General features: G+C 74.5%; 8 protein-coding genes. 1 reads left to right on the top strand and 7 read right to left on the bottom strand.

Annotated features, from left to right (window positions below):
* Positions 1–115: 115 nt before the first annotated feature.
* Positions 116–1,261 (bottom strand): hypothetical protein, encoded by a 1,146-nt coding sequence (locus ACLQ20_RS00940; protein ID WP_151454448.1) that lies wholly within the window; start codon positions 1,259–1,261, stop codon positions 116–118.
* A 143-nt stretch (positions 1,262–1,404) separates the two neighbouring features.
* Complete coding sequence (locus ACLQ20_RS00945) at positions 1,405–3,786, bottom strand: acylase (RefSeq protein WP_358115682.1); 2,382 nt, start codon at positions 3,784–3,786, stop codon at positions 1,405–1,407.
* A 172-nt stretch (positions 3,787–3,958) separates the two neighbouring features.
* Here ACLQ20_RS00945 and ACLQ20_RS00950 point away from each other — a divergent pair, with 172 nt between their 5' ends.
* Positions 3,959–5,527, top strand: a complete 1,569-nt coding sequence (locus ACLQ20_RS00950; RefSeq protein ID WP_425853913.1) for a gluconokinase — start codon at positions 3,959–3,961, stop codon at positions 5,525–5,527.
* 290 nt (positions 5,528–5,817) lie between these two features.
* On the opposite strand, the gene ACLQ20_RS00955 is transcribed toward ACLQ20_RS00950, so the two are convergent.
* From ACLQ20_RS00955 to ACLQ20_RS00975, 5 genes are all read right to left on the bottom strand, one after another.
* Positions 5,818–6,102 carry a putative quinol monooxygenase gene (locus ACLQ20_RS00955; protein ID WP_151454445.1) on the bottom strand — a complete coding sequence of 95 codons (285 nt, stop codon included), beginning with the start codon at positions 6,100–6,102 and terminating at the stop codon, positions 5,818–5,820.
* A gap of 26 nt (positions 6,103–6,128) precedes the next feature.
* A complete protein-coding gene (locus ACLQ20_RS00960) occupies positions 6,129–6,887 on the bottom strand; it encodes a MerR family transcriptional regulator (protein WP_151454444.1) in 759 nt (252 codons plus the stop codon).
* A gap of 205 nt (positions 6,888–7,092) precedes the next feature.
* A complete protein-coding gene (locus ACLQ20_RS00965) occupies positions 7,093–9,282 on the bottom strand; it encodes a S1 family peptidase (RefSeq protein ID WP_425853914.1) in 2,190 nt (729 codons plus the stop codon).
* 145 nt (positions 9,283–9,427) lie between these two features.
* Entirely contained in the window at positions 9,428–10,942 is a 1,515-nt protein-coding gene (locus tag ACLQ20_RS00970) for a hypothetical protein (RefSeq protein WP_151454442.1), read from the bottom strand.
* Between the two features lie 55 nt (positions 10,943–10,997).
* Entirely contained in the window at positions 10,998–12,107 is a 1,110-nt protein-coding gene (locus ACLQ20_RS00975) for a hypothetical protein (protein WP_327030568.1), read from the bottom strand.
* Between the last annotated feature and the right edge of the window lie 81 nt (positions 12,108–12,188).

Raw genomic sequence — 12,188 nt, forward strand, 5'->3', positions numbered from 1 at the left:
GAGCCGGGCGACGACGCGCGCTCTGTCGCCTCCGCCGGCCCGGCGCAGCCCGGCCACCGACCCGGCGCAGCCCGGCCACCGACCCGGCGCAGCCCGGCCAGGTGGCGCAGCGGGGTCAGCGCCGGACCGTGCGGCGCACGCCGTCGTGCCCGGCGCAGGCGTCGCGCCGCCCGCCGGTGAGGCTGACCGAGCCGTCGCCGCACTGCACCAGGTGGCCCCGGCCGGCCCAGAACTCGGGTACGCAGTCGAACCAGTCGCAGACCTCGACGGCCGGCCTGCGGATGCGCTCGCCGCCGCAGAAGTCGTACCCCATCGGGTTGGCCGGGGCGCCGCAGAGCCGCTCGCGGGCGGGCGTCGGCGTGGGCGCGGTGGTGCCACGTCGCGGCTTCGACGCGGCGGGCGGCACCTTCGCCTGCGCGGCCGGGAGGGCGACCGGCGGGGCGACGAAGGTCGGCGCGGGAGTCGCGGCGACGGCGACCTCCGAGCCGGTCGGGTCGGCGGGATCGGTGTCCAGCAGGGCGGCGGGCACCAGTAGGGCGATGCCGGCGGCGACGGCCACGGTGCGCCGGCCGCCGGGCACGAACGCGAAGGGCTGGGCCTGCGCCGGGGTCGCGATCTGCGGCCGGAACGGCTTGAGCTGCGCATGCTCGGCGATCGCCTCGTCGAGCTGGTCGAGCACCGCGCCGCGCTGCTCGATGGCGTCGGCGAAGGCCAGGGTCAGCTTGAACCGGAAATCGGCGGCGACGTCGGCCGGGAGCATCAGGCCGGAGGTGCGCCGCCGGTCCAGCACCTGCATGAGGGTGACCGGCGCGTGCGGGTCGTGGGCCAGCCCGGTCATCCTCCCGTACGCCCAGTCGCGCCGGCCGCGACCGCCGAGCAGCACCAGCCGGCGGTTGGTGATCACCGCCATGCCGGCGTCGGCGACCCGGACACCGTCCGGCCTGCGGGGCCGCGGCGGCGCGGCCGCCGGGGCGACCGTCAGGTCAGGCGCGGGCAGCACGGTGGTGTGTCGCACCTCCACCAGCTGCGCGGCCGGCAGCACCCAGAACACCACCTCGTCGGGCGCGAGCTCCAGCGCCAGGCCGGCGCCCGCCGCGGCCGAGCCCTGGAACTCCTCGGCGAGGGTACGCAGGCGGCGCAGTTCGTCGTCGCGTCGTCGCCATGCCTTGTCGGCGCTGCGGAACTCCCGCCGCCGCCGTTCGTTCTGCCGGTGCACCCACCGGTACCGCCATGTGGAACCCGTCGAATCAGTCCTTGCCACGCCGACTCCTTCGCCGCGCAGGCCACCAACCGGGGTGTCACAGCTATCAACGGTGACAACGGCCGACGGGGACACGCCGCAACGGGCAAAATGACCGAACGACGGGCGAAAACGGGCGATAGGTGGATTTCGTCGGGCCGCGGTCAGTGCCGGGGGCGGCCCTCCCCCACCCGGTAGGTGCGCAGGTTCGGGTCGGCCTTGATCTGCGCCTCCGTGTATTTGATGGTGTCCCAGCCCTTGCCCGAGTAGAGCCGGGTCTGGTCGCCGTACCAGGGCGAGTTCGGGTTGCTCGACTGCGAGTAGGTGAGGATCTGCCGCCCCGAGGGGCCGTTGCGGCCCAACTCGACGGCCATCACGAAGGACGAGCCGTGCACCACCTTCGGGTAGCCGACGCCCGGCGCCAACGGACCGATGATCATGTTGAACACGCCGGCCTCGGCGCGTCCGCCGTGGATCGGGATGCGCCGGTCGCCACGCGGCTCGGTCTGGATGTCGCCCAGGCGCGCGTCGAGGGGGATGCCGGCGAGCTTGCGGACGGCGTCGGCGAGCGCGGTGAGCACGCGCGGGTCGGCGGTGTTGAGCCGGCTCGGGGTGCGCACCGGGTCGGCGGCGTCGAACGCGTCGGCGAACCGGATGCCGCCCGACAGGGCGAACTCGGTGAACAGGTGCGCGCCGCGGCTGTCCAGGTCGACGCGCAGGTCCCAGCCCTTCAACGCCGCGCAGGCCCCCCGCAGGTCGACAGTGGTCCCGTCGGAGGCGGTCGCGGTGGGCTGCGCGGCGCAGAGTGCCACCAGGTCGTCGCGCAGCAGTTCGCCGCCGTACGCGCGGTTGCCGAAGACCGTCTGCCAGAGCCGGGACGTGGTGTAGCCCCGCCCGGGCAGCCCGTCGGTGCCGGCGAGCCGCTCCCGCACCTGCTCCACGCCGAGGCGCGTACGCAGGCTGCGCTCGGTGCGCTCGTTGCCGACGATCCGCGGGAAGCCCTCCAGCGGCGCCTCCGGGTTGGCCAGCCAGTGGCTGTCGTTGGAGTTGGTCACGTAGTCGGCGCGGAACCGGATCGGCAGGTTGGCCGGGCCGAGGATGCCGGGCACCGCCGCGTCGCGGTCGCGGCCCAGCGCGCAGGCCGACCGGGAGCCGTCGAGGACGGCCTGGCCGCTGCTGGCGTAGAGCGGCTGGAACGGCGCGGGGATGCAGGCGGCGGCCAGCTCGTCGGTGACCCTGGGCACCACCGAGTGGTCGGCGTAGAGCGCCTCGCCACGGGCGTCGGCGGCGATGACGTTCACCCAGGGCAGGAACTGGTGCCGGTCGAGGACCTGCTTCAGCTCGCGGACCGTCTTCGCCCGGCCCATCTCGAGCCAGCCGTCGAAGGCCCGGTTGTTCGTCGCGTTGACGTCGGTGATCGCGTACGCGGCGGTGGTGGTCCAGTCGAAGGTGCCGGGGACGACGACCACCGGACCGAAGTGGGTGTCGTGGAAGGTGCGGCTGACCGGCACGGTGCCGCCACCCGGGGCGGGCACCTGGACGGTGACCGTGCGGGTGGTCATCTTCCGGGCCCGGCCGTCCACGTAGTACGAGGTGGGGTCGCCGGGGACCAGCGCGAGCCGGTGCCAGACGAAGCGGCGGGCGGTGGAGACGGTGTGGCTCCAGGCGAGGGTGCGGTTGTGCCCGATCTCGATGATCGGGTCGCCGATGAGCGCCGCGCCCTCCACGTCGTAGCGGCCCGGGACCTTCAGGTGCATCCGGTAGAAGCGTTCCGCCCCCTCCCACGGGAAGTGCGGGTTGGCCAGCACCATCCCGCCGCCGTGCGTGGTGGCCCGCGCGCCCAGCCCGTACGCGTTGCTGCCGACGCCGGCGGGCGCGCCGTCGCGGGCGGCGACGACCGCCGCGGCGCCCGGCGCGTCGAGGGCGGCGGCCGGGCCGGTGGCCGTGGGCGGGGCGGCGGCGACGATCCCGTCGAGCACCGCCCGCGAGCCGGCCCGCACCATGCTGGCCCAGCTCGCGCGCCACATGTCCAGCTCGGTCAGCGGACGCACCCACGGCTTGCCCCGGCAGGCCGGGTCGGTGAGGTTCGCCGCGCCGGTGCGGCGCAGATAGCTGTTGTAGCCGGCGACGAAGCCGCGGATCTGGTCACGGACCTCGTCGGACGGGGAGTGCACGCCGTCGCGGGGTCCCTGTAGCAGCCGCTCGGCGGTGCGGTCGTCGATCGCCTTGCGGTGGAAGAGGTCGCTGCGGACGTTCGCGTCCGTGGGGCTCGCCGCTCCGAAGTAGCGGGACCGCTCGGCGTTGACCGTGACGGCCTTCTCCGCGATGACGCAGATGTTGTCCTCGGCCTGGACGTGGCCGACGCCGAAGCCGAGGCTGGCGAAGGTGCGGGCGGTGATGTGCGGGACGCCGTACGACGCCCGGCGGATCTCCGCCGAGTAGCCGCCGTCATGGTGCCGCGCGGCGGCCGGCGGGACGCCGGCGACCGCTGTGGTGGCGACCGTGGCGAGGGCGGTGACCAGTGCGCAGAGCGGCCTTGGCCTCATCGGGACTTCCTCCCGTCCGGTGGACGTGTGAGAAGTTCACACGACCGGCATTCTCGCCGGGCGCGGGCGTGCCGAGGAAGACCCGACCGGGAAACCGGGTTGTTCCCCCTACGGACCACCCGGGTGCTGGGTAACGTCGGCGGCAGCCAGGGCCGACGAGGGGGTGGGACCGGTGGGCGACCCGCTCCGCCCGGTGGTGATCGGCGTCGACATCGGCACCACCAGCACCAAGGCGGTCGCGTACGACCTGGACGGCGCCCAGCTCGCCCACCACTCGGTCGGCTACCCCCTCGACGAACCCTTCCCCGGCTACGCGGAGCAGGACGCGCGGCACATCCACGCGGCGGTGCTGGAGTCGGTGCGCGCGGTCGTGGCGGAGCTGGACCGGCCGATCGCCGGGCTCTCCTTCGGCACGGCGATGCACAGCCTGATCGGCCTGGACGCGGACGGCCGCCCGCTCACCCCGTCGCTCACCTGGGCCGACTCGCGGGCCAGCCGGCAGGCCGAGCGGCTGCGCGCGGTCCCGTCCGGGCTGGCGCTGCACCGCCGCACCGGCACCCCGGTGCATCCGATGGCGCCGCTGCCCAAGCTGCTCTGGTTCGCCGAGCAGGAGCCGGTGCTGTTCGGGCGGGCGGCGTACTGGGTGGGCATCAAGGACTGGGTGCTGCTGCGGCTGTGCGACGCGCTGGTGACCGACCACTCGGTCGCCTCCGCCACCGGGCTGATGGACATGCACCAGCTCTCCTGGGACGAGGAGGCACTCGGTGTCGCCGGGATCACCGCGGAGCAGTTGCCGGAGCTGGTCCCCACCACCACCGTGCTGCCCGGCCTCACCGCCGAGGCCGCCGCGGCGACCGGGCTGCCCCGGGACACGAAGGTGGTCGTCGGCGCCGGGGACGGCCCGCTGGCCAACCTCGGGCTCGGCGCGGTCGCCCCGGGCGTGATGGCCTGCACGATCGGCACCAGCGGCGCGATGCGGGTGATGGTGGAGCGCCCCGGCGTCGACCCGCTCGGCGGGGTGTTCTGCTACGCGCTGACCGAGCAACGCTGGGTGGTCGGCGGGGCGATCAACAACGGCGGCGTCGTGCTGGAATGGACCGGCGACGCGCTCGCCCCGGAGCTGGGCGAGGACGCCGAGGAGGAGCTGCTGGCGCAGGCCGCGCTGGCACCGGTCGGCTCCGGCGGTCTGATCATGCTGCCGTACCTGCTCAGCGAGCGCGCCCCGCACTGGAGCGCGCTGCCGCGCGGCGCGTACGTGGGGCTGACCCACGGGCACCGCCGGGCGCACCTGGTGCGGGCCGCGCTGGAGGGCGTCTGCCAGCAGTTGGCGCTGGTACTGGCCTCGGTGCGGGCCGCCGGCAACGAGGTCCGGGAGATTCGCGCCAGCGGCGGCTTCGCGCGCAGCGCGCTGTGGCGGCAGATGCTGGCCGACGTGCTCGGCATGCCGGTGCACTTCCCCGCCACGCGGGAGGGCTCCGGCTTCGGCGCGGCGCTGCTCGGCATGGAGGCGCTGGGGCTGATCCCCTCCATCGAGGTCGCCGCCCACCTGGTGCGCATCGAGGAGACGGCACGCCCGGATCCGGCCGCCGCCGCCACCTACGCCGCCCTGCTGCCGCTCTTCGCCGGGCTCTACGACGCGCTGGTTCCCACGTTCACCTCGCTGCGCCGCCTCGCCCCGGGCCTGACCCCGCCACCGGCACTGGCGCCGCCGACCGCCGTAGGGCGCCGCCCGGACGGGTGACGCCAGCGGGGGCGGGGACGCCCACGACAACCGCGTCCATATGGTGCGAATGTGAGCAAAGCAGACAAGAAGCGTTCGTCTTCCCGGTGGACGGCTGTCCGCGTACCGCTGGCGGTCGTCACGGCGCTGACGCTGGCGGCGGACCCCGCGGCGGCGGACGGCGGCGGGCCGGGGCCCGGGCCCGATCGCCACCGGCGACGAGGTGGTCCGTCGCTTCGCCCGCACCGTCTACGACCACCTGGTCGCCCCCGCCGGGGCTGGCCGGACGCCGTGACGCCCGGCCGGCCCCGTCAGGGAGCCTCGACCCCGGAGATCAGGTAGCGGTGCACCTCCGCGCCGCGGATCGCCACCTCCTGCTCCGTCGAGGGGCCGGAGCCCCGGAAGTCGAGCAGTTGCTCCTCGGACTCCCAGCGCTCGTAGACGTTGATCCGCCCCGGCTCGACCAGGTCCGCGCCGATCGCGAAGTCGACGCAGCCCGGCGCGGACCGCGCCTGCCGGACGACCTCCACGCAGTCGGCCAGGTAGGCGTCCCGCTGGTCCGGGTCGACGTAGAGACTGCCGGCGACGATGAACACTGCTGACCTCCGGGTACGGCCGCGCGTCAGGCGCGGGTGATGGCGTTGGCGTGGATGGCCTCACCCAGGTACGCGGCCATCCCCGGCCTGATCGTCTCGAAGTACGCGGTGAACCGCTCGTCCGACACGTACATGTCGGCCAGACAGGTGTGCAGCTCGAGCGGGCAGTCGTAGAACCAGCGGCTGATGAGCTGCCGGTGCTCCTCGGCCAGGTCCATGGCCGCCGGCCCGTTCGCGGGCGCCCCGGATGCCATCACCTCGACGAACCGCCGCGCCCAGTCCTCGTTCTCGGCCTTGTTCCGCAGCCAGTCGTCCTTGGTGTAGCGGGCGACCCGCTCGTTCGACTGGCGGTACGCGTCGGTGTCGCCCCAGCGCTGCTCGACCTCCTCGGTGTGCGCGTCCGGGTCGAAGTCGCCGAAGACCTCGAACCGCTCCTGCGGGGTCAGTGGAATGTTCAACTTGCTCGCCTCCATCGCGAACTCGATCGCCGCGACCATCTCCTGGAGCTTCCTGATCCGTACGGACAGCAGCTCGTGCTGGCGACGCAGGTGCGCCGCCCGGTCACTCGCCGGGTCGTCGAGGATCGCGGCGATCTCCTCCAGCGGGAACCCCAGCTCCCGGTAGTAGCGGATGTGCTGCAACCGGTCCAGGTCGGCGTCGTCGTAGCGCCGGTAGCCGGTGCTGCTGCGGTCACTGGGCGAGAGCAGCCCGATCCCGTCGTAGTGGTGCAGCGTCCGCACGGTCACGCCGGCCGCCTTCGCGACCTGTCCCACCGTGTAGGCCATGGTTCCCTCCCTTCCGCCACCGAGGCTCCCGCCTGCCGTTACGTGAGGGTCAAGCCCGATCCATTCTGCGCCCCGCCGGCCGGCGCATCCGCCGTCCCGGCCCGGGTCGGGGCGGTTCGCCGGGCGTCGCCGGCCGGAGACGACGGTGCGGGCCGCCCGAGGATCGGGCGGCCCGCACGGTCACTGCGGTAGGGCGGTCAGGCGGTCACCAGCGGCGGCCGTCCGGCCAGGCGTCGTACGGGCGGGCCGAGAGGATCGGGTCCCAGCCCGTGTTGTTCCGGGCGTCGGGCAGGTGGATCTTGATGTCCGCCCCGCTGTCGTCGAACGGGCTGGCGTCCAGGTGTGCGACGACCAGACCGGAGTCGAACCGCTTGTAGTAGAGGCCGCCGCCGGGCCCGAAGAGCGATGCGGTGTCGCCCCACCCGGTCGCGGCGAGCTCCGCGACGGTCCACACGCCAGCGGCGTCGATGACGTACGCCAGCAGCTTGCCGGTGCTGGTCGTGCCGAGGATCCGGCCGGGACCGGGGGCGGCCAGCGAGGTCAGCGTGAAGTTGCCGGTGATCGCCTTCGCGTTGGTGATGTCGGCGTAGGCCGGCTTCGGCTTGGTCACCGTGTATCGGCGCAGCGCCGAGCCGGCGTTGATGCCGAAGAGCGAGCCGTTGCCGTCGTAGGCCAGCCGGTCCTGCGTCCATCCGGTGTCGGCAAGCTTCGTCGTGGTGAAGGTCAGCGGGTCGGTGCCGGTGACGTCCACCCGGTGGAGCTGCCCTCCCGTGCTGGTCACCAGCAGGGTGTCGGCGTTGAGGGTGGCCATCGCCTTCGGGGTGAAGCCGAGCGGCGCCGCGGCGACCACTTTTTGCTTGGCGCCGGTCACCGGATCGACAGTCGTGTGGGACAGCCGCCCTTCCGGCCCCGTGCCGAAGACCGACACGACACCCGTCCACGGCCGCGCGGAGAGCAGCTGGTGACGGAACCAGGCGCCGCTCACCGACTCCTCGCCGATCAACGTGATGTCGTCACCCCGGCCGTCGAACGGGTTGGCGTCGCGGTAGCGCTTGAGGCCGTCGGTCGGATGGATGGTGAGATAGAGGCCCCCGCCCGGCGAGACCAGCTCCCTGGGCCGGTCCCAGCCGGTCTGGTGGAGATCGGACCGGGACCAGGAATTGGCCCCATTGATCTTGTAGGAGAGCAGAGGGCCGGCAGAGGTGGTGCCGAGGATCCGCCCGGGGCCGGGCGAGGCGAGCGTCTGCAGACCGAAGCCGCTGCTGATCGTGGTGGGGGCCGTGAAGTCGGCCGCCACCGGCTTGGCGCTGGTCACCGTGAAGCGACGCAGGGAGCCCGCGAGGATGCCGTACAGCGAGCCGTGTCCGTCGTAGACCAACTCGTCGAAGGCCCAGTCGGCGGAGGCGATCTTCGTGATGGTGTAGGTCAGTGCGACCGTGTTCGCCACATCCACCCGGTGCAGCTCGCCGGCCCCGTTTGTCAGCAGGATGGTGTCCGCGTTGAGTGTGGCCATCGACTTGGGAGCGAAGGGCAGGAGCGCGGCCGCGGTGCGGGTCTGCAGGCCGCCGGTGGCGGAGTCGACGGCGTGGGCGACGAGCCGCCTCTGCACGGTGGCGTCCGGCATGAGCTGATTCGTGACGCCGAAGAGGTGGACGTCGGTGGTCTGCCAGCGGATCCACCAACCGAGGTCGTCGACCCGGGTGGCGGTGGCGCCGTCGCGGGTCTCGGTCTCGGCCAGGCAGCCCTTCTGCCACGAGGTGCTGACGACCGCGACCAGCTCGGCGGACCCGTCGCGGAACGCCGGGCCGCCCGCGTCGCCCTTGCAGAGCGTCGCGCCGGCCGACGCGCCGAGCAGGCCGACCGACGTGGCGTCGACGTCCTGCACCGTGAACGAGCCCTGGTGCAGGCGATCCGGCACCCATTCGGTGGCCGTCCGGCCGTAGCCGGTCACCTTGAGCGTCTCGGTGGCCGACGGCGGCGTGCTGGCGAGCGCGACCGGCGGCACGTCGGTGACCGGGGCGGCGAGGCGGACCAGGGCGACGTTGCGGTCCGGGTGCGGTGCGACCGCCGCCACCGAGCGCTGGTGGCCGGCGGTGCCGGTGAGGTCCGCGCGGCCGACCAGCACCGTGGTCGGCCGGCTGGGCGGGCCGGCGGCGACCGGCGCACTGCCCTCGGCCAGGCAACTCTTCGTCGTCACGACCCAGTTCTTGTCGACGAGCGCACCCGAGCAGGCGCGGAGATCGCCGAAGGTGACCTTGGCGCTGAACCGGTAGGTGCCGTCCGGGACCGGCTGGGCACCCGTGACGGCCTGGGCGGAAGCGCCGCCCAGCAGGCCTGCTGTGACCGTGGCGGCGAACAGGGCGGCACCCCATCGACGCGTTCGGTGAACTGACAATGCATCCCCCGTGATTGGTGAACCGTTGCGATCCGACCAGGGTCGGTTCGATCTCGATGGATGCTATCGAGGCTGCCACGGCGGGGATGCCCCTGCGCGCATAGGCGTTCGAGACGGGACAAGAGGGCCGTCGGGTGCGGGTCGGTCAGTGCCCCTCCGACGCGGGATCGTCGTCCGCGTCCCCGGCCCCGTCGCTGGCGGCGGCCGGCGGACCACCGTGCGTCCACGGTGTCTCCTCGACCGCCGGGAACGCCCCCGCCGGCATGAACGCGTCCGACAGGGTGGTGTAGCAGAGCCGCTCCCCCACCTCGGGCACGCTGCCCGGCGGCGCGGTCAGCCCCCGGCCCATCCCGCCGGAGAGCTCCAGCACCACCTCGGTCTTGCCGTCCGCCGCCGGGGTCACGAAGACCACCCGGGCCTTCTGCGCCGGCCGGGCCGGCGAGTACAGCGTCGCGCCGATCGGCACCGCCACCGGCTCGGTGGTGACCAGCTGGATCCGGGGGCGCAGCACCGGCCGCTTCCCGGTGTCGTCCACCCGCTTCGGGTCCGCCAGGGTCACCTCGCCGACGAACGCCTCCCCGGTCAGCCGGTGTTCCGCCATCACCAGCGGGTCGTCGTAGGCGCGCTGCACCGCGTAGGAGGTCAGGGCCCGTTCCAGCCGGTGCAGCCGCTGGGCGGCGGAGACCGCCCCGTCCCGGCGGGGTTGCGGCGCGCCGCCCGCGTCGACGTGCTCGGCGTAGCCGGTGAAGGCGTCCTTGTCGCCGTCCCACCGGCCGGCCACCCGGGCGCCCGGGGGCAGGCCGCGCAGCAACCCCACGCCGCGCCACATCAGCTCCCAGGTGGGCGCGAGCTGGTCGCGCAGCAGCCGTTCCAGCTCCGCGTACGCCCCGGCGCGCGCGACCGGGTCGTCCTCGGCGGCGGCGTACGCGGCGATGGCCGGGGCGAGCGACCGGTTGTCGAAGTCCGGGTCGGTGGCCGGGCCGGCGGGCGGGCAGGTCGCCGGGTCCTCGGCCCGGGCCGCCGCCTCGGCGCCGGTGAGCCCGGCGGGCGGGTCGATCCAGCCGAGCAGCGCCGGCAGGTGCAGGTCCTCCACCACGCTCTGCCCGGTGGCCCAGTGCAGGGCCAGCGCGTCGGTCATCGCCAGCAGCGCCGACGAACCGGGATGCTCGGCCCGCTCGGCGAAGAAGGTCAGCCAGCGCCCGAGCACCGGCACCGACGGGTGCACCGGATAGTCCCCGTCGGGCCGGCGGAAGCGGGTGGAGCGGCCGAACAGCCGCAGGAAGGTGATCCCGGCGGGGTTCGGCACCAGCAGCTGCGGGGCGTCGACGTGGCGGTACCGCACGTCCCTGCCCCGGTCGACCGGCACCGCCTCGGAGACGCCCCGGAACCCGTCCAGGTAGGGCAGCACGATCCCGGCCAGCTCGGCGGCGAACGCGAACCGCTGGTCACGGTTGCGGGGCTGCGGCACGATCAGCAGCCGCGCCGCGTCCGGGGCGTCGCCGACCAGCGCCGCCAGTGGCGCGTTGGCCTCGCCGGCCATCGCCAGCGGCACCAGCACCAGCGGCCGCGCGGACAGGTGCAGGTGCCGGACGGTGGCCACCGGCTGGGCCACCCCGGCGGCGAGCGCCTGGGCCCTGGCGAACGCGCGGAGCGTACTCACGCGGGCCCACCCCGCCCGGTGCTCGGGACGGCCGGGCGGGAGTCGCGGGGCGTACTCATGCGGGGGTCCCGGTGAGGGCGTCGGCGCGCAACCGGGCGGCGGCCCGCAGCAGCGCGGCGGCCTGCTCCTGCCCGGGCTCCGGGGCGCGCTCGCCGGCGGCCAGCGCCAGCACCTCGTCGACCTCCGCGACCCCGCCGAGCGCCTCCCGGACCGGCCGGCCCAGCGCCCCGGTGTGTCCGCGCGCCTCGTGCCGGCAGAAGTACGCCAGCTCGCAGGCCGCCAGGCAGTCGGGCGCGTAGCGGGCCTCCACCTGCGACAACGCGGCGAGCAGGGCCGCCGGCTCGACCGTCAGGTCGGCGGTGAAGTCCTCGGGCACGGCGGCCAGCAGCGCGTCGACCCGGGCCATCCGGTCGAGCTGGCGGCGCAGCACCAGCAGCTGCTTGCGCACGTCGACCAGGCTGGCCACCGGCTGGAGGGCGAAGTCGCGCGGGCAGACCAGCACCGCGTCGTGCGACACCAGCTCCGGGTCGTGCCCGGCGGCGGCGAGCAGCTCGCGCAGGGCCAGCACGTAGACGGCGGACTGGATCGCGGCGGCGGACACCTTGGCCGGGTCGGCCTGGCCGTCGACCACCGGGAACGACTTGATCTCGACGACGTGGAACCGACCGGCGAGCCGGGCGGCGACCAGGTCCGGCTCCAGGTGCACCCGGCGGCCGGCGACCTCCAGGCCGAGCAGCGGGTGGTCGAACAGTGCGGCGGTGTCGTCCGTCCCGCCGGGGGTGGCGCCGGTCAGCAGCGCGGCGGAGCGGCGGTGCCGGGCGGCCGTGTCGTCCTCGACGCCGTCGCCGAGGTCCGTCCAGCTCGCCGCCGCCGGCACCGGTACGCCCAGCCGCTCGGCGACCAGCCGCAGCAGCTCGGCCCCGCCGTCGGCCTTGACCTGCGCCTCGAACGCGTTGCCCCGGGTGATGGCGAACCGGGACTGCCCGAACCGGGCGGGAAAGCCGATCCGCTCGGCCAGCTTCGGCTTGTCCACCCCCGCGCCGTCCAGCACGGCCCGCCGGGTGCAGCCCGGGTTGCCGGTCAGGGCGGCGATGGTGCGCGCGTTGTGCCGCCTCGGTGGCACGCCGCCGCGGATCGCGGCCAGTCGTTCCTCGGTGCTCGTCACGATCCGCCACGATAGGCGGTCGCCGCCGCCCGCGCCCGGCGCCGCCCCGGCCGGTGGCAGCCGCCGCAGCCGTCAACCCGG

The sequence above is a fragment of the Micromonospora sp. DT46 genome (assembly GCF_049841735.1).
Taxonomy (GTDB): domain Bacteria; phylum Actinomycetota; class Actinomycetes; order Mycobacteriales; family Micromonosporaceae; genus Micromonospora; species Micromonospora reichwaldensis.

Bases quoted from the DNA above. Each gene is read 5' to 3' on its own strand.
- ACLQ20_RS00945 (WP_358115682.1), bottom strand. From the start codon at position 3,786: ATGAGGCCAAGGCCGCTCTGCGCACTGGTCACCGCCCTCGCCACGGTC.
- ACLQ20_RS00960 (WP_151454444.1), bottom strand. From the start codon at position 6,887: ATGGCCTACACGGTGGGACAGGTCGCGAAGGCGGCCGGCGTGACCGTG.